Annotated in this window: 22 protein-coding genes and 1 pseudogene; 10 read left to right on the top strand and 13 right to left on the bottom strand. The window is 70.5% G+C overall.

Going from position 1 to position 23,198, the window contains the following annotated elements; genetic code table 11:
* Nucleotides 1-340 precede the first annotated feature (340 nt).
* Together KG102_RS10595 and KG102_RS10590 are read right to left on the bottom strand one after the other, a co-directional pair.
* A complete protein-coding gene (locus tag KG102_RS10595; protein WP_208288949.1) occupies nt 341-1,345 on the bottom strand; it encodes a tyrosine-type recombinase/integrase in 1,005 nt (334 codons plus the stop codon).
* Entirely contained in the window at nt 1,342-2,292 is a 951-nt protein-coding gene (locus tag KG102_RS10590; protein ID WP_208288951.1) for a tyrosine-type recombinase/integrase, read from the bottom strand. The genes KG102_RS10595 and KG102_RS10590 overlap by 4 nt, the downstream gene beginning before the upstream one ends.
* A gap of 598 nt (nt 2,293-2,890) precedes the next feature.
* Here KG102_RS10590 and KG102_RS10585 point away from each other — a divergent pair.
* Nucleotides 2,891-5,338 carry a hypothetical protein gene (locus KG102_RS10585; RefSeq protein WP_208288953.1) on the top strand — a complete coding sequence of 816 codons (2,448 nt, stop codon included), beginning with the start codon at nt 2,891-2,893 and terminating at the stop codon, nt 5,336-5,338.
* A gap of 235 nt (nt 5,339-5,573) precedes the next feature.
* On the opposite strand, the gene KG102_RS10580 is transcribed toward KG102_RS10585, so the two are convergent.
* Both KG102_RS10580 and KG102_RS10575 read right to left on the bottom strand, forming a co-directional pair.
* Nucleotides 5,574-5,822, bottom strand: a complete 249-nt coding sequence (locus KG102_RS10580; protein WP_208288955.1) for a hypothetical protein — start codon at nt 5,820-5,822, stop codon at nt 5,574-5,576.
* 221 nt (nt 5,823-6,043) lie between these two features.
* Nucleotides 6,044-6,439: a hypothetical protein gene (locus KG102_RS10575; RefSeq protein WP_208288956.1), complete on the bottom strand. Its 396-nt coding sequence runs from the start codon at nt 6,437-6,439 to the stop codon at nt 6,044-6,046.
* A 401-nt stretch (nt 6,440-6,840) separates the two neighbouring features.
* Here KG102_RS10575 and KG102_RS10570 point away from each other — a divergent pair, with 401 nt between their 5' ends.
* The 5 genes from KG102_RS10570 (at nt 6,841) to KG102_RS10550 (ending at nt 10,802) form a co-directional block, all read left to right on the top strand.
* A complete protein-coding gene (locus KG102_RS10570; RefSeq protein WP_208288957.1) occupies nt 6,841-7,230 on the top strand; it encodes a hypothetical protein in 390 nt (129 codons plus the stop codon).
* 309 nt (nt 7,231-7,539) lie between these two features.
* Nucleotides 7,540-7,701 (top strand): hypothetical protein, encoded by a 162-nt coding sequence (locus KG102_RS18990; RefSeq protein ID WP_322972662.1) that lies wholly within the window; start codon nt 7,540-7,542, stop codon nt 7,699-7,701.
* A gap of 41 nt (nt 7,702-7,742) precedes the next feature.
* Entirely contained in the window at nt 7,743-7,988 is a 246-nt protein-coding gene (locus KG102_RS10560) for a hypothetical protein (RefSeq protein WP_208288958.1), read from the top strand.
* A gap of 1,135 nt (nt 7,989-9,123) precedes the next feature.
* Nucleotides 9,124-9,927 carry a hypothetical protein gene (locus tag KG102_RS10555; RefSeq protein ID WP_208288959.1) on the top strand — a complete coding sequence of 268 codons (804 nt, stop codon included), beginning with the start codon at nt 9,124-9,126 and terminating at the stop codon, nt 9,925-9,927.
* Nucleotides 9,858-10,802 carry a caspase family protein gene (locus tag KG102_RS10550; protein ID WP_208288960.1) on the top strand — a complete coding sequence of 315 codons (945 nt, stop codon included), beginning with the start codon at nt 9,858-9,860 and terminating at the stop codon, nt 10,800-10,802. Before KG102_RS10555 ends, KG102_RS10550 begins: the two co-directional genes overlap by 70 nt.
* 131 nt (nt 10,803-10,933) lie before the next feature.
* On the opposite strand, the gene KG102_RS10545 is transcribed toward KG102_RS10550, so the two are convergent.
* From KG102_RS10545 to glnA, 3 genes are all read right to left on the bottom strand, one after another.
* Nucleotides 10,934-12,271 carry a site-specific integrase gene (locus tag KG102_RS10545; protein WP_208288961.1) on the bottom strand — a complete coding sequence of 446 codons (1,338 nt, stop codon included), beginning with the start codon at nt 12,269-12,271 and terminating at the stop codon, nt 10,934-10,936.
* The gene (locus KG102_RS10540) at nt 12,268-12,597 is read right to left on the bottom strand and encodes a hypothetical protein (RefSeq protein WP_208288962.1); all 330 of its coding nucleotides are present in this window, start codon (nt 12,595-12,597) and stop codon (nt 12,268-12,270) included. Before KG102_RS10540 ends, KG102_RS10545 begins: the two co-directional genes overlap by 4 nt.
* Before the next feature lie 146 nt (nt 12,598-12,743).
* Entirely contained in the window at nt 12,744-14,168 is a 1,425-nt protein-coding gene (glnA, locus tag KG102_RS10535; protein ID WP_208214477.1) for a type I glutamate--ammonia ligase, read from the bottom strand.
* Nucleotides 14,169-14,414: 246 nt separating this feature from the next.
* On the opposite strand from glnA, the gene KG102_RS10530 reads away from it, so the two are divergent.
* Nucleotides 14,415-14,930 (top strand): RDD family protein, encoded by a 516-nt coding sequence (locus KG102_RS10530; protein ID WP_208288963.1) that lies wholly within the window; start codon nt 14,415-14,417, stop codon nt 14,928-14,930.
* 4 nt (nt 14,931-14,934) lie between these two features.
* Here the strand turns inward: KG102_RS10530 and KG102_RS10525 are convergent, their stop codons facing one another.
* From KG102_RS10525 to KG102_RS10500, 6 genes and pseudogenes are all read right to left on the bottom strand, one after another.
* Complete coding sequence (locus KG102_RS10525) at nt 14,935-15,141, bottom strand: hypothetical protein (protein WP_208288964.1); 207 nt, start codon at nt 15,139-15,141, stop codon at nt 14,935-14,937.
* Between the two features lie 98 nt (nt 15,142-15,239).
* A pseudogene (locus KG102_RS19045) lies at nt 15,240-15,518 on the bottom strand (class I SAM-dependent methyltransferase); the annotation flags it as partial.
* Nucleotides 15,519-15,526: 8 nt separating this feature from the next.
* The gene (locus KG102_RS10515; RefSeq protein WP_208214474.1) at nt 15,527-16,243 is read right to left on the bottom strand and encodes a DUF4191 domain-containing protein; all 717 of its coding nucleotides are present in this window, start codon (nt 16,241-16,243) and stop codon (nt 15,527-15,529) included.
* 41 nt (nt 16,244-16,284) lie between these two features.
* Complete coding sequence (lipA, locus tag KG102_RS10510; RefSeq protein ID WP_208214473.1) at nt 16,285-17,286, bottom strand: lipoyl synthase; 1,002 nt, start codon at nt 17,284-17,286, stop codon at nt 16,285-16,287.
* A gap of 46 nt (nt 17,287-17,332) precedes the next feature.
* On the bottom strand, nt 17,333-18,004 hold the full coding sequence (gene lipB / locus KG102_RS10505; protein ID WP_208288965.1) for a lipoyl(octanoyl) transferase LipB: 672 nt from the start codon (nt 18,002-18,004) through the stop codon (nt 17,333-17,335).
* Between the two features lie 10 nt (nt 18,005-18,014).
* A complete protein-coding gene (locus KG102_RS10500; RefSeq protein ID WP_208214471.1) occupies nt 18,015-18,494 on the bottom strand; it encodes a MarR family winged helix-turn-helix transcriptional regulator in 480 nt (159 codons plus the stop codon).
* Nucleotides 18,495-18,532: 38 nt separating this feature from the next.
* On the opposite strand from KG102_RS10500, the gene KG102_RS10495 reads away from it, so the two are divergent.
* The 3 genes from KG102_RS10495 to KG102_RS10485 are packed head-to-tail and all read left to right on the top strand — an operon-like array spanning nt 18,533 to nt 23,198.
* Entirely contained in the window at nt 18,533-20,836 is a 2,304-nt protein-coding gene (locus KG102_RS10495) for an MMPL family transporter (protein ID WP_208288966.1), read from the top strand.
* Nucleotides 20,837-20,846: 10 nt separating this feature from the next.
* Entirely contained in the window at nt 20,847-21,869 is a 1,023-nt protein-coding gene (locus KG102_RS10490; protein ID WP_208288967.1) for a Gfo/Idh/MocA family oxidoreductase, read from the top strand.
* A 45-nt stretch (nt 21,870-21,914) separates the two neighbouring features.
* Entirely contained in the window at nt 21,915-23,198 is a 1,284-nt protein-coding gene (locus KG102_RS10485) for a protein kinase family protein (RefSeq protein ID WP_208288968.1), read from the top strand.

Here is a 23,198-nt window from a genome sequence, read left to right as displayed (position 1 = left end):
CCTGACCGCGGTAAGCAGCCGCGCGCCTCGGGGTCGCGCAGGATGCCGGCCAGCTCGGCGCGCAGCGCCCTCATCCGGTCGGACTGCGTCGGCGTCGGCTCGGCCGTGGCTGCGACGCGCGGCTGAGCAGATCGCCTTGGACCGGTGAGCCTCGGAGTGGCGAGAGGGCCGTTATGGAGTTCGCCTAAGGGGTTCACGTTCATGGTTTCATGGGTGATAGGTATCGAAGCTGGACCCACGCGGCGCCGGGCGTCCGGCCCTGCTGCATGACGATGGCGGCACGTCGGGGGATCCGACACAGAGAAGTCTTGCCGAACCCGCGGCCCGTGGGCCGTGCGGGTCAGCCCGCCGGCCGGTCGGGCACCACGCGACCGAGAGTGGGTAGCTCGATCGTGGCCACCGCGTCGCGCTGCTTGGCAGCCGGCCGCTGGTCGTATTCGGCGGTCGTCTGTGTGCTCTTGTGGCCGACGATGGCCGCGACCAGGACGACGTCAGTGGTCTCGAGCAGATGGGAGATCAGGAAGCGCCTGAAGTCGTGCGGCGAGATTCCGTTGAATCCGGCGTCGGAGGCCCGGGCCTGAATGATTTTCCACGTCTGGTGGGCGCTCAGGTTGCCGTGTTCGAGCATGGGGCGACCGGTCCGCGACAGCGGGACGAACAGCGCCCCGGGGGCCTCACCCCGGACCTCCAGCCACCGCGTCAGCGCCTCAACGGCCGACGGGTGCAGGTATGCGTCGCGCGGCCTGCCGCCCTTGGTCCTCCCGAGCCAGACCCGGCGTTCGCTCACGTGGACGTCCTTGAGAAGGACGTTGGTGACCTCGTCGCGGCGCGGACCCGAGCCGGCCATGGTCATCAGCAGAGCGACGTCCCGGATCCGGGTGTTCGCGCTGCCCCTGCCGTGCTCGGTGGTGTGCACGATCGTTGCCATGTCCTCGGTGCTCAGGTAGGTGCCGGCGCGTGGGAGATGCTTGCCGCCCTTGGCTTCGAACGAGCGTGCGTGCCGGTATTGCTCGTACGTCAGGAGCCCGACGCGGTAGCAGAACCCCAGCAGGACGCGGAGTGCCGAGGCGTCGCGCACGGCAGTCTTGTGGGCGAACCCAGCAGCCACGCTCGACCACACCTCGTTCGCGAGTTGCTCGTTGACGAGGAGCTCCCACGGGAAGGTGCGCTCGTCGTTGGCGCCCTCGCTGAACGTGGTCGCCAGTCGGCGCAGGCCGCCGAGCATGGCCCGCTGGCTTTCCGGGCTGTGCCGGTAGCGGTCAGCGAACAACTGCAGGGCCTCGGCCCGCAGGGCCACCCTGAGCGCGTCCTGCTCGGTTACGGAGTGGATCAGCGCGCCGGTCATGCGGCGGATCGCCGTCTGGCCGTCTCGTTGCCCGAGGCCGTAGTGCCCAGCGACGGTAGGTACAGGCCCGCGACGGCGGCGATCTTCGCCTCGTCGCCGCGCAGGTCGTAGACCATCGTGCTCTGGGGCTTCTTGTGGTTCATCAGGCTGCTGACGAGAAATGCGTCGTGCCGCTCGAGCATGCAGGTGGCGAACGTACGGCGAAAGTCGTGGCATCCGAATGGTGCGACGCCAGCAGCGTCCGCGCGCTTCCGGAGGATGTAGCGAATGCCGCACGGGCTCAGGGCTCGCTTCTCGGAGCCTCGGGTCGGGCAGAACAGCGCCCCCTGCCCCGGGCCGCGGAATCCGAGCCAGCGCTCGAGGTAGCCGGAAGTTCCGGGGTGAACGAACACGACGTGGTTCCGGCCGTTCTTGGTGTCGCGCAGCAAGATCGTGTTCCCGGTGCGGTCCCAGTCGTCTACACGGATGTTGACCAGCTCGCCGACCCGCATGCCGGATGTCCAGAACAGCGCGACGATCGCGGAGTTGCGGGCGCGTTCCGTGGGGGTGCCCAGTGTCTCGCAGGCGGCCAGCAGGTCGGCGATCTCGAGTGAGGACAGCCGGCGGCGCTTGCTCGAGGGGCCCGGCGCCAGCGTGTACAGGGCGTCCAGGAGCAGGTCGTGGCGCAGCGCGCTCATCAGACCCGCCTTGTAGCACTGGGCGACCACCCGGCGCACAGCCGAGACCATGTCGTTGCGCGTGGTCTGCGGGCCGTACCGGGCGTATATGGCGCGGCGGAAGTCCTCGGCCTGCTCCACGCTTACCTGGTGCCAGGGGAACGCGCGGACGTCCTCCGTGGACATGGAGCGGGGCTCGGCTCCGGCGAGCATCTCGCAGCAGGACCGCACCTTGCGGGCGAACTCCGTGCGCGACTTGCCTTCCTTCGAGCGGCCGATGGTGAGGTCCACCGGGTGCCTGCCACCGGGAAGCTGCAGGATCGCGGTGGGATCGCTGTCGGCCCACTCCTGCGGTCGGACCGAGCCGGACTCGAGCTCATGCGTCGTGCGGCCCTGCTCGTCGCGGACTCGCTGCTCCTCGCCCTTCGCGACGAAACGGGCGAACCGGCCTGCCGGTGCTGCGTCCCCGGCACTCGCGGTGAGCCGGTCGGGGTCCAGCCGACCGGCCAGGGGAGTGCGGGTGGCGGAGGATCCCGCGGGGTGCATGTTCTTCACAATAAGTGCCCTTCGGCCGGCGGGAGCCGGCTGATCTGAAGGGAACGGGAATAGCTCTTCTCGTGCCCTTCGCCGCTCACCATGAGCGACTGGAGGGCACTGTGCTGGGTTCCTCGCGTTGCGCCTGGACCCTCTTGGGGGTTGCATCGGCGTTGCGCCGCGTCCGGTCACTGAGGGCGGGTTGGCCGATGCCGACCGGCGTCCCGCGAGTGTCGTAGAGCGGTCCGTCAGTGGCACCTGACACGCTCTTCGCGTGAATCCAGCCTCGGACGACACCGATAGCCGACGGGCGCGTCTGCCTTCCTGGGCACGCGCAGTGGACCCCGAACCCAGCATGACCTCGCACGAGGCGGTCTACATCAGCCCTGAGGGTCAGCGTCTGCGCGTGGTGGCGGGCAGTTCTGCAGCCCTTGAGTCGGCGGTCCAGCTCTTGGTCGCGTACGCGGACGCGGAAGAAAAGGAGAAAGAGACTGAGAGGGAGGGGGTGAGGAGCGCCGTTGGTCTCGCTGTGGAGGTCGAGCGCACCGCCACGGCCCTGTCCGACCTACTGTCCGGCCACGACGCACTCGACGTGATGTCGATGCTCCGGCAGTACCTCGTTCCCCCGGACCTCGCCCTCTGGTCCGAAGGTGGCTCTCGGATTGCCGACTCCTGGGCATGTGCTGAAGTCGTGGCTCTCGTCCTGCTCGGTAGTGGCTTGCCGGAGCGCTCGAATCCGTCGGCACGCACAGCCGAGATCGTCCCCGATCTCGTCCAGGCGGCTGCGCGCGTGGTCTACCTCGCGGATTTCGCGTCGATGGCGACCCGCGCGGAGGCGGTGCAGCAGTCGGCATCTGAAGCGGCAGTCAGCGACATAGCATGGCGGCTGCGCAGCTACGAGACGACTGTTCGCGGACGGCAGTACGTCTCGATGGCCGAGCGGATCAACGAGGCGACCCTCCGCCGACCGAACGCCGATGCCACTTGGCGTCGCGTACTCGGATTCGGGTACGCAGATGTCCTGGCGGTACGCGAGACGTTGGTCGATGTCCTCGGCGCGGAGCACCAGGCCGTCCTCGAACGCATCGCCGACGCTGCGGCGACGGACGCGGCGCCGGACGCGGGCACGCTCGCAGCCCTGCGTTCGCTATTCATGACGCCGTCGGTGCTCGACCTGATCACCCCCGGGCAGGTGGCCGGCCACACCGGACTCGACCCTGACGTCGTGACGCGTGTCCTCGACGTGTTCAGCGTCGCGCCCAACGGAAGGACGTCCCTCGAGCTCATCGAAGAGTTTGTCGCCGGCCGCAATCCCATGGCCGGCAAAGGGATCATCAAGGCGCCAGGCCGCGGGTACTTGGTCTTGCCTGGCGCCATCGCGCTCGACGAGATCCGTCGAGCAGCCGAGGCGCCGATCGCCAAGGACGCAGCGGCCTGGGCAAAGTACGGGAAAGGTCGCGACGCTACGGCAGAAGCGCTTGTCGCCGACACGTTCCACAGGCTGGTTCAGGGTCATGGTGACATCCACCGCCAGCTTCGCTACCGCGCCGCACCCCGCGCAGGCCAGGCCGTCGACCTGTCCGCGTCCTCAACAAGCGCCCGTCAGGCTGAGAGTGCCGAGGCGGACGCTCTCTTGGTGCTCGACGGCGTCGCGCTCTGCATCGAGGTGAAGGCAGGGTCGATCAGGACACCGTCACGCCAAGGGCGCACCACGCATCTGCACCGGGACCTGAAGGAGACGGTCCGCAAGGCTGCAGCTCAAGCAGACCGCCTCCGAACACTCATGGCCACCCACCACGGGCTTTGGCTTGAGGACGGTTCGTGGCTCGACCTGCCCGACATCCGTGAGATCTACAGTGTCGTCGTCACGCTAGACGACCTCGGCCCAGCTGCGCTGGACGTCGAAGCGTTGGTACGTAGCGGTGTCCTGACGCAGACGATCCTCCCGTGGATCGTCAGCGTGCACGACATCCTGGTAATCGCCGAGCTCTTCGATCGTCCCGAAGAGTTCCTTACCTACCTTCGCCGGCGCACCAACCGTGACGCCGCCCTCTGGGTGACAGCAGTCGACGAGCTCGACATCGTGATGTGGTTTATCGGGGGCGGCTTCTACTTCGAGCCGGACCCCGACCGCCTGCACCACGACCACCCCGGAGGTCGCCCGCCGACGGCGAAGGACCGGCGCAACTACGCCGATCAGGGCCGCACGGTCGTCGGCACCTTCACCGACCCGCTCGACGCGTGGTTCTACAGTCGGGAGGGCAGCTCCTCGGCACCCGCGACCCGCCCGACCCGAGACAGCAATGAGTTCGTGCGAGGCATCATCGACCAGATGACCGCTCATGGCGCTCCCGGATGGTGGAGGACCAGTTCCGACCTGGACGGGCACTCGGCACGCGCACAGCAGGCACTCGCCGACAACGCCCTCGGGGCGCTCCGCCTGTCCGCGCGGGACGGGCAGTTCCATACCTACGCCACCGGGGGCACGAGTGACTCCGGTCGATGGCTGTTCATCTTCGCCACCGGACCGGACACTCCGAAGAACATCGATCACCTGAGCCTGTACCTGCGCGCGAAGAAGCACCAGGAGCACGCCGACCGCGCCATGGCCTTCTTCTTGCGGCCCGACGGAAAGCCGCGCATGACGCTCTGGATGCCAGACCCGCCCTCTCCAGATCCGGAGCTGGACCGTCTAGCACGCGAGATGAAACTCGTCCCGCCAGATCGCACGCCACGGGTACTGCCGCCGCACGCGAAGCCGCGCGCCATACGCCGCGCGAGCAACAAGCATCGAAGGCGTTGAGATGCACGCACGACGGGCTAGCAGAAGGCGACGGCGGAGGCGGTGCTCCTGCGGGAATGGCCGGAGTTACGGCCGAGGTGCCGGTGGCGCTTCACGTCGGCCGGCTTCACGCGTACCCGGCAGGCACCCGCGCTAGGTAAGGGCGTCATCGAGCCCGAGCGAGAGATCCTGAGTACCCGGCAGGTCAGCGCGCCGAGCACCACGTCAGTCGCAAGTCCCTGGACCCGCCGGGCGCTCAGGTTGGGATGACGTTCTCCCGGGCGAAGTAGGCCGAAACGCGCTTGAGGATCTCGCCTTCCATCTCCAACACCCGGTTGCGACGCCGCAGCACGACGAGCTCGCGGCGCTCGTCGGTGCTGATGCCTTCGCGGCGCCCGGCGCCGATGTCGTCCTGGGCCACCCGCCGGCGCAGGCCCGACTCGCTGATCCCTAGATTGGACGCGATCTTCGCGGCCGGTTGCTGACTCGAACGGGCCAGGTCCATTGCTTGGCGCCGGACCTCCGGTGGCTTGGCTGCAGACAATTCAGGGCTTCTGTCGCCGAGGCGGTCCTCGCCTCAGACCTGGCGTTCGGGAAAGCGGGTCAAGCTCCCCACCGGTCTACGCGTCGAGCGGTGTCCTTCGTGCTGCGTCTCGGCGCTTCGGGCTGGCTCAAGTCGGGAGCGCGGGCGGCCGAATCTTCGGTGGGAGGTGGCGTGTGAGGGCATCAGCTGACGGCGAGGAGCTGCGCGAGTACGCAGCCCTGCTCGCTGAGCGTCGGGCCGCCGAGCAGCGGTCGACCGAGGCGTCCCGGGTCGCTCACGACCTGGGGCTCCAGGCCCGCCGAGCTGCGTATCGCGCTGCGACCGCAGACGTAGCGTTGGCTACGGCGACGGACGTCGCGGCGGCAGCTCATCACGCGCAGGAGAGTCGGCGCCTGGCTGACCGTGTCGCGCAGGAGGCCGCCGACGCGAAGACTGCGGCGCGGCTTGCGTCCGAGGAGCGTTACGCGGCCCAGCGGCGGTGGGAAGCGCGCGCTCAGGCTGCGCAGGTGCCGACCGTCCCCGTCGAGGACCCGGCATTCTTGCTCGCACCGCGCGATGAGAGCCAGGACGGTGCGCACGGTTCAGGCGCACCTCGTCCCATCGCCCGCAGGTACTGACCCCTCGGCGTCGGCGCGGCTACGCCGTGGCTGCGCGGGCGGCCGGCACAGCGTCGGTGGCGCTGATGGTGCTCGCGCCGCGGAGCATCGTGGGTCACGAGGAAACCTGCTCAGCGGCGAGGGCTGAGTCGTGCGGTCCGAGAGGTCCCCGTACGTCGTCGCAGCGGCGGCCTTGCCCACTCGCTGCCTTCGGTGCGCGGGGAGCAAGTGGACGCCGGCCCAGCGGCGGTCGGTGCTCTGATCGACCAGGGCGCCGTGTGCGACGGTTCGGTGGCGCGAGTGGCACCGTCCCGCAGCATTGTCCGCGGCGGCTCGCGGCGCGCAACCGCGAGCGCGTCCAGCTGGGTCGCTACGTTGTGCACGTGAGCAGCTACGGGCGCCAGGACAGCGAGTGGGTCGAGCTCGAGGAAGCTGGGCGTACCTACCTCATCGAGGTCGCCCGTCGGGGGGAGGACACCTCGTACACCGAGCTGAACCGCGAGCTCGTGGAACGCACCGGCCTGCCTGGATTCGACTTCTCCAGCGAACTGGGCCGCGCGGCGATGGGTCACCTGCTGTACCTGATCGTGTCGCGCGACTACCCCGACTCGGGCTTCATGCTGTCCGCTCTGGTGCACTACGTGGGCGGCAACGAGCCGGGACCCGGGTTCTACGCCTTGGGCAAGGACAAGGGCCTGTTCCACGCCAGCGGGGACAAGCTCGCGTTCTGGGTCACGCAGCTCCAGGGCATCTATGCCGCGTACGCGCGCTGAGCCCAGCCTCGTTGCCGGCGGTCGCCCGGTTGTGGCGGTAGCCGTGTGCTCGACTGCAACCTGCCGCGCCCGGCGCTCAGGCCTTGCCCAAGGGGTCCACCAAGCACGCCAACGACCGGGCGGTTGCCTGGGAGAAGGCAGCAGCGCTACGAGCACCCGGGAGCGAGCGAACCGCTCATCTGAGACGAGGCCACATGGGTCACACCACCCCGACGTCGCCTGACGTGCAGGCGGTCCGCTCCCGCGGCTGGACGCAAGCTCTGGCTCCAGTACACCGACCGCACAGCTGGGGAGGTCGACCTGATCCCGATGCTCCAGCGTCAACTCCTCGCCGCGGTCCGGGATGACAATGGCCTGTTCGCGCAGGTGGTCGTCGACGAGAGCGGCACGCTCGCGTGGCCTGATGGAGCCGACTTGGCGCCCGAGGTTCTGCACAAGCTCGCCGCACCGCATCTTCGCCAACAGGCGTAGCGAGAGCGATCTCTTCGAGGCCCCGATGAGCAGGAGCAACGATGGGCAAGCACGTCGTCGACCTGCCGGTCGACCTGAGGAGTGAGGACGACTCCGGGCTGCCCTGGGGTCCGTTCAGGAAGGCCCGCGACCTCGAGCGCCGGCACAAAGGCGCCTGGATCGTCGTGGGCAGCACCCGCACTCAGGCTGTCGCGCAGATCGCGGACATCGACGGTGGCATCGTCCGCGTCCGCCCGCTGCGCAGGCCCGTGTCCCGACACATCGCTCTGCTGGCCGAGCCGGCGTGAAGCGAGGGCCCGACCGGTGTGGTCGTGCCCTCAAGGGATATGAGCGTCGGTCCGGACCGATTGGGTGGGCCGACGTTGCGGGCGTCGGACCTCGGAAGAATCGTCCAGACGCGTCTGGACAATTTGCCGCGTGCCCATCACCTGGCCTCGGGTGCTAGCCGAACACGCGTGAAGCGGCCCGACGTAGACCGCCATTGGCATCTGGGCCGTCGGTCCGGACACGAAGTCGTTGACTTAGTCGGGCTACATGCGCTCATTCGCTGCGTGCATCCCATGGTCGGTCGCCATCGGGGTCATCTCCTGGCTCCTCGCGGCCGGTGCCGAGTTGTCCGTAATATCCGCCGACCCGTCCACGGTGATCGCAGCCCTTACTGAGGAGGCCCTCAAGCTCCTTCCGCTCGGTGCTGTCGCGGCAGCCGCGGCGTGCGTCACGTTTCGCCACGGTGGACTGGCTTCTACTCGTCATGGCGACCGGGACGGCCTTCACCCTGGTCGAGGAGATGTTGCGCCGCCTGAACCTCTCGACGGCGACCGCCACTGGCCCATTCGGGGAGTTCCTCAGACAGCTCCGGTCGGACGGTCTGCCCGAAGGGTGGGTGCGGTTCGGGTCGGGGCTGCAACCCACCGCGAACCTGTCCTCCGCTGCCGCGTACGCCGGCTACGGTGCCCGACCGCCCTCGTCGCCGGCTGCGCCGGGCTCGGTATCGCGCTCTGGCGCACCAACACCCCGGCACGGACCGTTCGGCGCTGGTCGGTAGGGCCGCAGATGTCGCCAGATGTCTGTGACTGCACAGAGCAGGCAGGGCAGACCAGCATCGGTTCCGCGGGCGTCGTCGTCGCTCTCCCTGTCGAGTACACGTCCCAGAGTCATCGGCTCGCACTGCGGGCAACGTGCGACCACCAAGACCTGAGCATGACAGCCAGACCTTTGGTGGAAACCTGCCCATGCGGTGCCGGTGCCGCGTGTGAAGGGGGATCGGTGCCTAGCGTCCTGAGCGAACCTGCCCGCGCTTAGCAACCGACAGACGTCCACCGGGCGTGGGCTCGCGCTTTCGTCCTGCCATCCGGCCGCCAGCTTCCGCTACAGTCCGATTTGACCCCATTCGGGCCTGCGCAGGGAAGCGGAGAGTCGGCCATGGCACCCGAGGTCAAGATCATGTTCGAGGGCAAGGCTGCGGCTAGCGACACGGTGAAGGAGACCAGTCCTTTCGAGCTGACCGCGGTCTCCGAGGAAGCCGGAGTCATTCGTGACCCGCAGAGTTGGGCTTGGACGTTCAAGGGCGCCGACGGCAAGGCTGGCACGTTCCCGTCCGACACCACCGGGCAGGACGCCGCGACCCTGAAGATCGCAAACGTGTCCGCCACCTCAGCCGGCGAGTACACAGCGACCGCGACATACGGCCCGCAGGCGAACCCGCCCGCGAAGAGCGCGACGTTCACGCTGACCGTCGATGGTGCCGAGGCAGCAGGCGAAGGCACCGCTCCACGGGAGGAACCGCCAAAGTGGCCGGCGGTGTTCGCTTGGGTCGTCCTGTTCGCAGCAGGGGTGGTGGTGGGGTTGACTGCCGCGCTGACCCCGCTGATGGAGCCGGACCTCGGCCTGAGCGCAGAGGTGTACGACGCACTGACACCAGCGAACAAGCTGGCCGCTCGTGTCATCGGGCCCACGTTCCTGGTCGGGCTGGCGCTGGTGGTCTTCGGCCTGGCGATGGCCCTGGTCGAGTGGCGCGGCCGGTTCGCAGCGGGGAAGTCAACAACCTTCCGAGGGAACGTCGCCGTCGACCCAGCTGAGGTCATCAAGGCGCTCGGCGCGCTCCGCGGTGCGGGGCTCGTCCTCATCGGCGGCCTGATAGTCATCCTGGCGACCGCGTGGATGACGAGCTCCACGACAGCCCCGCCGGCGATCTCACCGTCGGTCAGCAGCACACCACCCTCGTGACGACCCGGTCCCTGCTCGTCGGGGTCCCCACCACGCGCGTCCGCTACGACCCGAGTCTCGAGCCGCTGCCGGGCACTCTCGTGGACATCGCCACGATGCGTGGCCTCCTGTCCTCCCGAGGGGTGGCGACCAACGACCCGCTCATCAAGAGGAATGCGAGCCTCTCAGCAGTCCAGACCGCGCTGCTGGACTTGGCTAACGTGACTGGTGAGGGCGACCTGAGCATCTTCTACTTCGCCGGGCACGGCGTCGGCCTGGCGGATTACAGCGGGGACGATGAGGACCACTCCGACGAAGCTCTCGTGTGCGAGGACGGCTTCCTCGTCGACGACTGGTTCGCTGGGACGTTCTGGCCCAAGGCCCGACCCGGCTCGTCGTGGGTGATGGTCGTCGACGCCTGCGCCTCTGCGAGCTCCGTGCGCTCGTTGACCGGGGGTTCCTTGATCATCTATCCCGAGCCGCCCGTCCTCGGGATGTGCCAGCCGCACCGGCCGCGAACGGTAGGTTCGGACAGCGAGCGCCAGGAGGAAACCACTGGCGAGCTCCCAGCCCTGCCTGCCCTAACTGAGCGTTCGGCCGAGCCGCCGCCTCGCTCACGGATCGTGTTTGCGGCCTGCTCGGACCTCGAGTCTGCGGCCGAGCTCCCCGACTCAGGGGGCCAACGGGCCCGGGGCCTCTACACGACTCAGCTCACCGAGACGCTTCGTAAGCATCCCGACCTGAGCCACGCCCAGCTTGCGCAGCGAGTACGCGACGCCGTACGCACCTACCGGCTGCCCGACGGGGCGCATGCGGCCGAGCCCGTCTGCTACTACGACAGCCACGACGAATCCTTGCTCAACCGGCGCGCCCTGAGCGGGGACCCCGCACGCTGAACAGCGAGCTGGAGACCTCTGGAGCAGATCCACCAGACGCGGCGCAGAAGCGCAAGAGCCCGAAGATTCTGCGCACGCGGTCGACTGCGTGCGGGAACCCGTGCCCAATCCGACCTGCAGACCCGCGGGGATCAGGACTCTGGATGTTCCCGGCCCAGCGCATGGCGGGCCATCTCGACGTGCTCAGCGCCGGTGCGGTAGTAGCGCGCCTGTATGACCTCCAGCGTCGCCCAGCCCCCGATGGCCATCAGGGCGCCTTCCTTGATCTCGAAGTAATCGATCATGTCGCGGGCGAAGCGATGGCGCAGGGAGTGCCAGGTCCGGTCCATCTGGGTCACAGCCACGACCTTGGACGTGCCGTTTCGTAGCGTCCTGGTCTCGTGCACCATCGTGAAGGTCCACCCGGCCGCCTTCATTGCGGGCACGAGGAGGTCGCTAGACAGGCCTGAGGGCCACCACATTCCACCTCCGGGCGCGGGGAAGAGCAGAGCCTCGGGGTTGCGGCCCTCCGCCTGCTCGACGCGGGCCTGCTCGGCACGGTCTAGCAGCGCCTGCAGGAGTGGGTAGCCGTCGCGTGTGACCGGGCTGATGGGCACCACCCGCCGTTTGCGGTGCTTGGGTGCCGCGCGGCGTCCCGGGGTGTCCGACCACTGATGATCGATGTGGATGTCGTAGTCGTCCGCGCCGTACGGGCGGATGTCATTGGCACGTAGCTGGAACTGCTCACCCTGCCGCGGGCCGGCCGCCACCGCGGTGTGCACCGCCAGTTCACCCCACGACGGTGCCGCCCGACCGAGCTCCGCGGCCAGGCTGAGCACCTCGGACCGGGGCGGGCAGTCCTCCTCGTCGACGTAGAGCTCGGACCGGCCCTGAAGAGGTGCCTGATGCGGGCGGGCGGAGCGCGGCTCAGGCTGGCTGAATCTGGGACGTTTGACGGGCGCCAGCGTCGCTGGCAGGAGGCCGACCTGCTCGGCGGACAGCGCGCCCTGCTCCTCGCACCAGCGCAGGAATCCGCGGACTCGTCCGGTCATCTGCGTAACCTGCCCAGGGGTGCCGCAGGCCGTGCGCATGGCGTCAATGACCGACCGGTCGACCTGCCAGGCGGCCATGTCCTCGAGTCCCTTGACCGCGCGGCGTAGGTCGCGCGTGACCGAGGAGAACTGGTTCGGCTGCCAGGTTCGCCCGGTCAGTCGTCCGTGCGGCGAGCGCTGCCGGTTGACCGGCGTAGACAGGTACTCGCCCAGGAGGTCCCCGAGGCTGCGCTCGTCGTCGCCGCCGCGGCGGCGGGACAGCGCGGCGTCGATCCGCTTGGCGCGCTCCAGCGCAGCGGCCGGGCTGCGGCCCACGGAGGGCTGGCGCCGGCGGCCGGTCTCGTCGACGTAGTCGAGGCGGTAGTTCGGTTTGCTCGCAGTGGGTTCGTGCAGCGTGACGTGCCCGTTGCCGACCAGCACGCCGTCGCGGCGGGTCATCGGATACGCCCGGTGTTGGCGCGCAATGCAGCGATCTCGGTCCGGGCGAGGACGTCCGTGTCGGCGGGCCGACGCTGAGAAGGCACCGGCACTGGGCCGGCGGAGGTGGCGCACAGGGAGGCGAAGTGGTCCAGGACGTGCTCACGCAGCCAGTACCGACGGGCATTGGGGGAGTCGTTGAGCCGGAACCCGGCGGGGAACGACGCGTCGCCGGTCAGGGTCCTGGTGGCGCGCTCGCCTTGGCGCAGAGCCGCGGCGAGGTGCTCGACGGTCCAGATCGGGTCGCTCGGCTCGATGGGGGGAAGGTCGGAGGTTCTGGTGTGCATTGCTTGCACTGTGATGACCTGCGTCTGTCGTGCACTCGCCGCACCGATCTTGTGGCAAACGTGGGGCACCCCCGCCACCACGAGGGTGACGGGGGTGCCGTTACTGCAGGTCAGGCGCTCACGGGAGCAGCCGTGAGCGCTGACGATCAGACGTCGTAGTACAGCTCGAACTCGTGCGGGTGCGGACGCAGCCGGATCGGGTCGACCTCGGCGTTGCGCTTGTAGTCGATCCACGTCGCGATCAGGTCGGGCGTGAACACGTTGCCCGCCGTGAGGAAGTCGTGGTCGGCCTCGAGGTTGTCGAGGACCTCGCCGAGCGAACCAGGGACCTGCTGGATCTGGGCGTGCTCCTCGGGGGGCAGCTCGTACAGGTCCTTGTCCACCGGGTCCGGCGGCTCGATCCGGTTCTGGATGCCGTCGATGCCGGCCATGAGCATGGCCGAGAACGCCAGGTACGGGTTCGACGACGGGTCCGGGACGCGGAACTCGACGCGCTTGGCCTTCGGGTTCGAACCGGTGACCGGGATGCGGATGCACGCGGAGCGGTTGCGGGCCGAGTAGACCAGGTTGACGGGGGCCTCGAAGCCGGGGACCAGGCGGTGGTAGGAGTTCACCGTGGGGTTGGTGAACGCCAGCAGCGAGGGCGCGTGCTTGAGCAGGCCACCGATGTACCAGCGCGCCAGGTCGGACAGGCCGCCGTACCCCTTCTCGTCGAAGAACAGCGGCTGGCCGTCCTTCCACAGGGACTGGTGCACGTGCATGCCGGAGCCGTTGTCACCGAAGAGCGGCTTCGGCATGAAGGTCGCCGTCTTGCCGTTCTCGTGGGCCACGTTCTTCACGACGTACTTGAAGAGCATGACCTTGTCGCCGGAGATCGCGAGCTTGTCGAAGCGGTAGTTGATCTCCTGCTGGCCGGCGGTGCCGACCTCGTGGTGGGCGCGCTCGACACCGAGGCCGAGGGCGTCCAGCTGCAGGCTGATCTGGTCGCGGATGTCGGAGAAGCCGTCGACCGGGGGGACCGGGAAGTAGCCGCCCTTGTAGGGGATCTTGTGGCCGAGGTTGCCGCCCTCCTCCTTGCGACCGGTGTTCCAGGCCGCCTCGAAGGAGTCGATCGAGTAGAACGACTCGTTCTGCTTCGTGTGGAAGCGGACGTCGTCGAAGATGTAGAACTCCGCCTCGGGGGCGAAGAAGGCGGTGTCGGCGATGCCGGTCGACTTCAGGTACGCCTCGGCCTTCGCGGCGACCTGACGCGGGTCGCGGCTGTAGGGCTCGTCGGTGTACGGGTCGACGATGTGGAAGTTGATGTTCAGCGTCTTCTCGACCCGGAAGGGGTCGATGTAGGCGGTGCCGATGTCCGGGATCAACTTCATGTCCGACTCGTGGATCGCCTGGAAGCCGCGGATCGAGGATCCGTCGAACATCTGGCCGTCCGTGAAGAAGTCGAGATCCAGCGAGTAGGCCGGGACGTTGAAGTGCTGCATCGTGCCGGGCAGGTCACAGAACCGGACGTCGACGAACTTCACGTCCTCGCTCTTGATGAAGGCCAGGACTTCCTCTGGCTTGCTGAACATCCGCTGCTCCTCGGTCGGTGGTACCCGTGGGGTCGGGCAAGGTGAGGCTACGAGCGCCGGATTTCTCTGTCGTGTACCAAGTGTTTCGACAGCGTTACGGGACCAGCCCTCGTGTAACGACTGCTGACCCTATGCCCTGCAGACCTGCCCTTGCGGTCGCATCTCGCCCACCGTAGGAGAGGCCTGTGTCGGCGAGGTTTCGGTGCGGTGGCGGTCGTGCTCAGCCGGGTCGCCTACCCTCGTCGGGTGGCAGATCGACGGGACCTCAGCTCGTGGCTCGGCGGCGGGACCGGCGAGCCCGACGGGGCGGGAGCCGCCGCGGCGGCCCGCGGTCGGCGGCTGGGACTGCCCGCGGACGGCCCCGGTTCTCCGGCGCCGCTCGGCCGTCGGCTGGTCGCGCTGGTGATCGACTGGGTGGCGTGCCTGCTGATCTCGGCGGCCGTCTTCGCGACGGCGCCCGACGCCTTCCTGCTCAGCCGGGGCAACCCGACGGCGACGCTCGCCATCTTCGTGGTCGAGAACATCGTGCTGGTCGGCTCGCTCGGGTACACGCTCGGGCACCGTCTGCTCGGGCTGAGGGTGCGCCGGGTCTTCCCGGGGCAGAGCCGGGTCGACGCGGGCTGGGCGACGCGGGCGCCGGGCTTCCTGAGCGCCCTCACCCGCACGCTGCTGCTGTGCCTGGTCGTCCCCGCCGTGGTGTGGGACTCCGACGGGCGGGGGCTGCACGACCGGGTGGCCGGCACCGCGATCGTGCGGCGCTGACCGATCAGGCGGCTGCCTGCCAGACCAGGCTGTAGCGCCAGTACAGGCGTCGTCCCCATCGTGCTCCCGGCAGGATCTGTTGCGCGGCGGTCCGGATCTCGCCGTAGCTGTGCTCGGGATCGCGCATCGGGGCGCCGTGCTCCCAGGTCCCGCGCGCGCGATCGACGACCTTCGCCACCGGCACCGCCGCGAGGCTGAGCGCGGCGTCCACAGGGCTGCGGACCCGGGCGAGCCCGACGACGACCAGGTGGCCCCGGGAGCGACGAGGTCCCGCAGCCGTCGCAGGCCGTGGTCGAGGGGGAGATGGTGCAGCGTCGCGTAGCACGTCACCAGGTCGAAGCGACCGTCGTCGGGTACCTCGAGGATGTTGCCGACGAGGTACCGGAGCCCGTCGCCGCCCTGCGCCCGCGCCTGTGCGACCTGCTCGGCGTCGAGGTCGAGCCCGGTGACCGCCGCGACGCCCGACGCGCGCAGCTCTCGGGTCAGGAGGCCTTCGCCGCACCCGACATCCAGTGCGGTGCGAGCGCCCGCCGCTGCCCGCAGGGCGAGCCGGTGGTAGTGCGTGTTGTGGTTCCAGCGCTGCGTCATCGGCGCGATCAGCGGCCGCGCATGCCCTTGCGGTCGGGACGCGCGCGCATGGGGTCGACGCCCTTGGGCACGGGGAGCTTGACGCCACCGAGCGCGGTGAGCCGCTTGTTCACCTCGGCCACCTCCTGCTTGCTCAGCTTCGGGCGCAGCTTCTGGACGGCGCGCGGCAGCTTGCGCAGCGGCACCTGGTCCTCGCCGTTGCCCACCTGGATGAGCGTGATGGGGGCACCGGAGATGACCCGCGCGGTGCGCTTGCGCTCGGACTCCAGGAGCTTGGCGATGCGCGGCGCCGGGCCCTCGCCGACGAGGACGACACCGGCACGGCCCACGCCGCGGAACACGAGGTCCTGGGTGCGGGGGTCGATTGCGACGGGCTCCTGCGTGAAGGTCCAGCCGCGGCGGATGGTTCCCAGCGCGGCGTACGCCGCCCCCGGCTGGCCCTCGATCTGCGTGTACGCGGCCGTCTCCGCGCGCCGGGCGAGGATGAACATCGCTCCGAGCAGCGCGAACGGGATGCTGAGGAGCAGGACGTAGACCCATGCGTTGACCAGGAACCCGATGATCAGGCCCAGCGCGAGGATGCCGAAGAACACCGCGAGGATGATCCAGGTGACCGCGGGGTCGTTCTTGCGGGTCATCTGGTACGCCTGCCACACCTGGTGGTACCAGCGGGTCTTCTTCACCTTGGGTGCGGGTGCCGCCTCGGGGGCGCTGTTGCGGGCCATAGGCCCGAAGTCTACCGACGTATCGGGCCGGTGCTGACCCCTCAGCGGGCGAGCAGGCTCGCCGCCTCCTGGCGGGAGGTCGTCGGCTCGGCGAGGTGGGCGAGCGCCTCGGGGATCGGCCGGTCGTAGCGGCGCATCGCCTGGCCCCAGAGCCGCCCGGCGCGGTACGACGAGCGCACCAGCGGGCCCGACATGACTCCCAGGAACCCGAGGCGCTCGGCCTCCTGCGACAGCTCGACGAACTCCTCGGGGCGCACCCAGCGCGACACGGGGTGGTGCCGGACGGACGGGCGCAGGTACTGCGTGATGGTGATGAGGTCGCAGCCGGCCTCGTGCAGCTGGGCGAGCGCCTCCACGACCTCCTCGGTCGTCTCACCCATGCCGAGGATCAGGTTGGACTTGGTGACCAGGCCGGCCTCGCGGGCCGCGGTCAGGACCGACAGCGAGCGGTCGTAGCGGAAGCCGGGACGGATCTGCTTGAAGATCCGGGGGACGGTCTCGAGGTTGTGGGCCAGCACCTCGGGGCGCGAGGAGAACACCTCGGCCAGCAGCTCGGGGGTCGCGTTGAAGTCGGGGATGAGCAGCTCGACGCCCGTGCCGGGGTTGACCGCGTGGATCTGGCGGACGGTCTCGGCGTAGAGCCAGGCGCCGCCGTCGGGCAGGTCGTCGCGCGCCACACCGGTCACGGTCGAGTACTTCAGCCCCATGGCCTGCACCGATGCAGCGACACGGCGCGGCTCGTCGGCGTCGAACGCGGCCGGCTTGCCCGTGTCGATCTGGCAGAAGTCGCAGCGCCGCGTGCACTGGTCGCCGCCGATGAGGAACGTGGCCTCGCGGTCCTCCCAGCACTCGAAGATGTTGGGGCAGCCGGCTTCCTCGCAGACCGTGTTCAGCCCCTCGCGCTTCACCAGGCCCTTGAGCTCGGTGTACGCCGGACCCATGGTCGCGCGGGTACGGATCCACTCCGGCTTGCGTTCGATCGGCGTCTCGGAGTTGCGCGCCTCGATGCGGAGCATGCGTCGGCCATCGGCTGCGATCGTCACGTCGGTCAGACTAACCCGCGGGGTCGGCGGCGGGGGGAGTCGTGCGTCACACCCGGGCGGCGGCCTGCCCGGCGTGCAGGATCGGCGGCAGCGTGTCGAGCAGGTGGCCGCTGACGAGCGGCACGACCTCGGCGATCGGCACGCTCCGCCCGGCCTCGACGGACAGCGAGGTGACGTCCGCGTCGTCGATGCCGCACGGCACGATGCGGTCGAACGCTGCGAGGTCCGGCTCGCAGTTCAGCGCGAAGCCGTGCATGGTCACGCCGCGCGATACGCGCACCCCGATCGCCGCGACCTTGCGCTCGCGCAGCCCGCGGTCCGTGTCGGCGGCGAACCAGACGCCGCTGCGCCCCTCGACGCGGATCGCGGTCAGCCCCAGGTCCGCGCACGTCCGGATGAGCGCCTCCTCGAGGACCCGCACGTAGCGGACGACGTCGACGGGGGTCGCGAGCCGCACGATGGGGTAGCCGACCAGCTGACCCGGCCCGTGCCAGGTGATCCGACCGCCCCGGTCCACGTCCACGACCGGCGTCCCGTCGACCGGACGGTCCCACGACGCCGTGCGCCGCCCCGCCGTGTAGACGTCCTCGTGCTCGCAGAGCAGCACGACGTCCTCGCGGGTGCCGTCCGCCACGGCCGCGTGCACCTCTCGCTGCAGCTGCCATGTCGGCTCGTAGGGGACCAGACGGGTGCCGAGGTCGAGCGCGTCGAACAGCATGGCCGTCAGGCTAGTCCGTCGTCCGTCGGGCCGGGTCCGGCAGCGCGACGACCGCGAGCAGCCGGCGCAGCTGCTCCGCCTGCTCGGCGGTGAGGTCCCGCGTCACGAGGTTCTCCGCGAGGTCACGGTCCGCGGAGACGATGAAGGCCTGTCGGCCGGCGTCGGTGATCGCGATCACGTGGCGACGTCGGTCGTCGGGGTGCGGGCTGCGTGTCACGTAGCCCGTGCGTTCCATGCGGGCCAGCACCCGGCTCGTGGTCTGCTCCGTGACGCCGCACGCCGCGGCGAGCTCGCGCTGCGACATCGGACCGCGCTGGAGGTGGGCCAGGACCGGCAGGCTCGCGTGGTTGAGGTCCCAGTTGGCCAGGTGCGCGTTCCAGTCCCGCTCGACGCGCCGGGAGGCGGCGGACAGCAGTCGTCCGACGGGCCACTGGGCGGGATCGGGCGACGCGGGATCGAGCGCCCGAGCCGGCCCGCTGTCCTCCTGCACGCTCGTGCCTCCATTTGCCGTATCGACGATCCACACCGATGATACTCAGCATGCTGAGTAATCGCCGGTCCACACTCGTCCGCGCCGTCCTCGTTGCGGTCGCCCTGGTCGTGTGGCTCGGCATCGGGTCGGTCGGCGGTGTTGCCCAGGGCAAACTGTCTCAGGTTCAGACGAATGATGCCGCGGCGTTCCTGCCGTCCTCCGCCGAGTCCACCCGTGCGGCGCAGGAGAGCAGGGGCTTCGTCGAGACGGAGACGCTCCCCGCGCTCGTGGTCCTCCAGCCGGCGGACGGCAGCGAGATCACCCCCGACCAGCTGGCCGCAGTGCAGGAGTGGGCGCAGGAGGTGCCCGACCTGGCGCTGCCGCCCGGGAACGAGGGCACCTGGTCCGACTACCTCATGGGCGAGGTCGCCGTCGTCCCGGCGCAGGACGGTGAGGCCCTGCTCGTCGCGCTGTCCTTGGACGGGGGGAAGGCCGAAGAGCTGCTGGCCGGCGAGGAGCGGGTCTCCGGCTCCTTCGTCGTCGCGCTGCGCGAGTCCCTCGAGGAGGACCTCGGCGCCACGGCGACGTCGGCGGGGGACCTGGGCCTGCAGGCCTGGGTCACCGGTCCCGCCGGGTTCGTGGCGGACCTCGTCACGGCGTTCGGCGGGATCGACGGCGTGCTGCTCTTCGTCGCCCTGGGCGCGGTCCTGCTGATCCTGGCCGTCGTCTACCGCTCCCCGTTCCTGCCCTTCGTCGTGATCCTCACCGCCGTGTTCGCACTGTGCCTGGCGGGCCTCGTCGTCTACAACCTGGCCAAGAACGGGACCCTGGTCCTGAACGGGCAGTCCCAGGGCATCCTGTCGATCCTGGTGGTCGGCGCGTCGGTGGACTATGCCCTGCTGCTGGTCGCCCGGTACCGGGAAGAGCTGCTGCACGTGGAGCATCCCGCCGATGCCATGCGCCGCGCGCTGAGGGCGTGCGTGGAGCCCATCGCCGCCAGCGCCGGGACGGTGATCGCCGGTGTGCTCTGCCTGCTGCTGTCCGACCTCGGCTCGAACCGCAGCCTCGGACCGGTGGCCGCGATCGGCATCGCGTCGGCCCTGCTGGGTGCTCTCACGCTCCTGCCCGCCCTGCTGCTCCTGCTCGGCAAGCGCTCCCGTGCCCTGTTCTGGCCGCGCGCGCCCCGGGTCCAGACCGCCGTGGTGAGCGCCGGCGGCGAGCACGCGCACGTCGACCAGGCGGCCGAGCCGGACCCGGCGGACGGACCCGGCCTCTGGCCGCGGCTCGCGCGCTTCGTCGGGCGCAGGGCCAGACCGGTGTGGATCATCACGGCTCTGGCGCTCTGCGTCGGGGCGGCGTTCCTGCCCACGCTCAAGGCGTCCGGCACCAACCAGGTGGACGTGTTCCTGACCGACGTCGACGCGGTCTCCGGCGAGGAGGTCCTGGCCGAGCACTTCCCGGCCGGAGCGGTGCAGCCTGCGATCGTCATCGTCGACGAGGGCGACGTGGACGCCGTCACGACGGCCGCCGAGGCCGTCGAGGGAGTCGACGCGGTCGTCCCGTACACCGGTGCGCCCGGTGGGCCAGGCGCACCCGCCACGGATGCGCCCCCGGTCGTCGTCGACGGACGCGTGCGCCTCGACGTGACCACCGCGGCCTCCGCGGACACGCAGGAGGGCGTCGCCACGGTCGAGGACGTCCGCACCGCGGTGCACGAGGTCAGCCCCTCCGCACTGGTCGGGGGAGCCGCGGCGGAGACCCTGGACACGCAGCGCTCCAGCGAGCGGGACGTCCGCGTGATCGTCCCGGTGGTGCTGCTGGTCATCGGCCTGATCCTGATGGCCCTGCTGCGATCGGTTGTCGCGGCAGCGCTCCTGCTCGGCGCGAACGTGCTGTCGTTCGCCGCGGCGCTGGGCGTCTCGGCGATCGTGTTCAACCACGTCTTCGACTACGCGGGGGCGGACCCCGTTGTCCCGCTGTTCGCGTTCGTCTTCCTGGTGGCCCTCGGGGTCGACTACTCGATCTTCCTGATGACCCGGGTGCGCGAGGAGTCGGTGAAGGTCGGGACGCGTGCGGGCGTCATCCGGGGGCTCGCCGTGACCGGAGGCGTCATCACGTCGGCCGGCGTCGTCCTGGCGACGACGTTCGCCGCACTGGGGATCATCCCGCTCCTGTTCCTCGCGCAGATTGCGTTCATCGTGGCCTTCGGTGTCCTGCTGGACACGTTCGTGGTGCGCAGCCTCCTGGTGCCCGCGCTCGTGCACGACATCGGCCGTCGGACCTGGTGGCCGAGCGCCCTGTCGCGCCGCCCGGAGCACGGGCAGCACACGGCCGCTCCCGAGGTGGGACGACCCACCTAGAGTGAGGCGCATGGACGCCTTGCGGGTCGCACTGGTGGGGTACGGGGCCGCCGGCCGGGGGATCCATGCGCGGTTGCTGCGCGAGGCCGGGCAGCGCGTGACCTGCGTGGTCACGCGCCATCGCGCGGACCAGGTCGAGGCGGACTGGCCCGGTGCGACCGTGGTCCCGGACGTCGCCGCCCTGCTCGAGAGTGCGGACTCGTTCGACCTCGTGGTGATCGCGAGCCCGACGGGTGAGCACGTCGCGCACGTGCTGGCCGCGCTCGACGCGGGCGTGCACGTGCTCGTCGACAAGCCGCTGGCCACGTCCACCGCCGACGCGGAGCTCCTGGTGGGACGAGCCGACGGGCGGCTCACTGTCTTCCAGAACCGCCGCTGGGACAGCGAGCAGCTGACCCTGCGCGGGCTGCTCGCCGGCGGTGAGCTGGGCGCCGTGCACCGGTTCGAGCGGCGCTGGGAGCGGTTCCGGCCGGTCCCGCAGGACCGCTGGAAGGAGAACGACCCCGACAGCGGCGGTCTGCTGCTGGACCTCGGCGCCCACCTGGTGGACTCGGCGGTGCAGCTGTTCGGCCCCGTCGCGCACGTCTTCGCCGAGCTGCATGCCCGCAGCACCCCGGCGGTGGACGACGTCTTCCTCGCCCTCGAGCACGCCGGCGGGGTGGTCAGCCACCTGCAGGCCGGCGCGGTGGTCGGTGCGCCCGGTCCCCGCACCCGGGTGCTCGGCGACGCGGCGGCCTACCTGGTGACCAGCTTCGAGGGGGAGCCGACCCCGTTCGCTGCGCTCGACGACGCCTACGAGGAGACGCGACGCCCGGGCGAGCCCGTGCACGAGGGATGGCTGGTGCGCGGCGCCGACCGCCGGCCCGTGCCCCGGGCGCCCGGCGGGCACGTCGACCTGTACCGCGCCGTCGTGCGGTGGGTGCAGGACGGGGGACCGCCTCCCGTGGACCCCGAGGACGCTGTCCGGACCGCCCGCGTCCTGGACGCGGCACTGCTGTCCGCCGCCGAGCGCCGGGTGGTCGCACTGCCCTGACGGGCTGTGGATGACGGCCGACGCCCTCGGCCCGAGCGGTCTTGGATGACGCTCATGGACCGCTTCCTCGTGCCGACCGACGTGGCGGACGCACTCGCGGCCGCGGGCTTCGAGCCCGTCGCCGTGGCCGGTGCCGGCTGGCTCGCGGTCGCGTCGGACGGCTCCGAGCGGCGACTCGAGCTCCACGTGGTCGCCGCGGTCGCTGACGCCGGGCTGACGGAGCGTGCCCGGCGGATGCGCGCCCTGCGGCACGAGCACCTGCCCCGGGTCCTCGACGTCGTAGAGCTGTCGCCGGGCCGGACCGGGCTCGTCGTCGAGCACGTCGACGGCCTGACCCTCGAGCAGGTCCGGACCGCGCGCGCCCCGCTCGCCGACGGCGAGGCCGCGACGGTGGCCATCCCGGTCGCCGGTGCGCTCGACGCGCTGCACCGGGCCGGCCTGGCTCACGGTGCCGTGAGCGGGTCGTCGATCGTGGTCCGGCCCGACGGGCGTCCGATGCTCACGGAGCTGCGTGGTGCCCTGACGGGTGCGGCGGACGCGGAGGGCGACGTGCGCCGGCTGGTCAGCACGGTCCTCGCGCAGATGCCCGACGCGGACGTGCACCTCGTCGCCGACCCGGCGGGGGCACCCGGTCTGCGGGAGGCGCTCACCGACCTGCTGACCCTGCCCGGCCTCGGCGCCGACCAGGTGGTGGACCGGTGCTTCGAGGCGACGGAGCCCGCCCCGGTGCGGCTGCCCGACGCGGGCGCGCGTGCGTCGTCGGCGCTGGCCGCGATCGCGCGCGGGCACGACCCGGCGGCGGGTGCGTCACGCCGGCAGCGGCGCCGGCGCCGACTGCGGGGCCGGGTGCTCGCGGCCACCCTGACGGTCGCGGTCCTGCTGGGCGGCGGAGCGGTCGCGTGGCGCCACCTCGACCGGCCGTCGTCGGGCGCGCCCGCCGCACCGTCGGACGACCCGGTCCGGGCCGCGATCGAGCTCAGCAGCGCGCGGACGCAGATCGTCCGGTCCGGCGACGCCGCCCGGCTGGTCGACGTCGAGATCGCCGACGGCCCGGCCCACGCGGCCGACACGCGACTGCTCGACGGCCTGGGGGGTGCGACGGTGGACGGGCTGACGGTGGACGTGCGCGATGCGTGGCTCGTGCCGGACGACGGGACGCGCGGGGGCACCACCGACGTGGCTGTGACGGCGGTGATGTCGGCGCACTCGCGCGTCACGGACGACGGTGCCGTCACAGCGGTGCCGGCCTCGCCTGCCCGGACGGTCGTCCTGGGGCTGCGCTGGACGGCGCAGGGCTGGCGGGTCTGGGACGTCGTGGAGCAGCAGTGA

The sequence above is a fragment of the Cellulomonas fengjieae genome, assembly GCF_018388465.1.
GTDB lineage: Bacteria > Actinomycetota > Actinomycetes > Actinomycetales > Cellulomonadaceae > Cellulomonas > Cellulomonas fengjieae.
Note: the sequence above shows the minus strand (reverse complement) of the source record. Positions and strands in the feature narration are given on the sequence as shown.

What these genes read in the sequence shown, in the direction of transcription:
- KG102_RS10595 (WP_208288949.1), bottom strand. Translation starts at nt 1,345, where the DNA reads ATGACCGGCGCGCTGATCCACTCCGTAACCGAGCAGGACGCGCTCAGG.
- KG102_RS10585 (WP_208288953.1), top strand. Translation starts at nt 2,891, where the DNA reads ATGACCTCGCACGAGGCGGTCTACATCAGCCCTGAGGGTCAGCGTCTG.
- KG102_RS10580 (WP_208288955.1), bottom strand. Translation starts at nt 5,822, where the DNA reads ATGGACCTGGCCCGTTCGAGTCAGCAACCGGCCGCGAAGATCGCGTCC.
- KG102_RS18990 (WP_322972662.1), top strand. Translation starts at nt 7,540, where the DNA reads ATGCTCCAGCGTCAACTCCTCGCCGCGGTCCGGGATGACAATGGCCTG.
- KG102_RS10560 (WP_208288958.1), top strand. Translation starts at nt 7,743, where the DNA reads ATGGGCAAGCACGTCGTCGACCTGCCGGTCGACCTGAGGAGTGAGGAC.
- KG102_RS10555 (WP_208288959.1), top strand. Translation starts at nt 9,124, where the DNA reads ATGGCACCCGAGGTCAAGATCATGTTCGAGGGCAAGGCTGCGGCTAGC.
- KG102_RS10545 (WP_208288961.1), bottom strand. Translation starts at nt 12,271, where the DNA reads ATGACCCGCCGCGACGGCGTGCTGGTCGGCAACGGGCACGTCACGCTG.
- KG102_RS10540 (WP_208288962.1), bottom strand. Translation starts at nt 12,597, where the DNA reads ATGCACACCAGAACCTCCGACCTTCCCCCCATCGAGCCGAGCGACCCG.
- glnA (WP_208214477.1), bottom strand. Translation starts at nt 14,168, where the DNA reads ATGTTCAGCAAGCCAGAGGAAGTCCTGGCCTTCATCAAGAGCGAGGAC.
- KG102_RS10515 (WP_208214474.1), bottom strand. Translation starts at nt 16,243, where the DNA reads ATGGCCCGCAACAGCGCCCCCGAGGCGGCACCCGCACCCAAGGTGAAG.
- lipB (WP_208288965.1), bottom strand. Translation starts at nt 18,004, where the DNA reads ATGCTGTTCGACGCGCTCGACCTCGGCACCCGTCTGGTCCCCTACGAG.
- KG102_RS10495 (WP_208288966.1), top strand. Translation starts at nt 18,533, where the DNA reads ATGATACTCAGCATGCTGAGTAATCGCCGGTCCACACTCGTCCGCGCC.
- KG102_RS10490 (WP_208288967.1), top strand. Translation starts at nt 20,847, where the DNA reads ATGGACGCCTTGCGGGTCGCACTGGTGGGGTACGGGGCCGCCGGCCGG.
- KG102_RS10485 (WP_208288968.1), top strand. Translation starts at nt 21,915, where the DNA reads ATGACGCTCATGGACCGCTTCCTCGTGCCGACCGACGTGGCGGACGCA.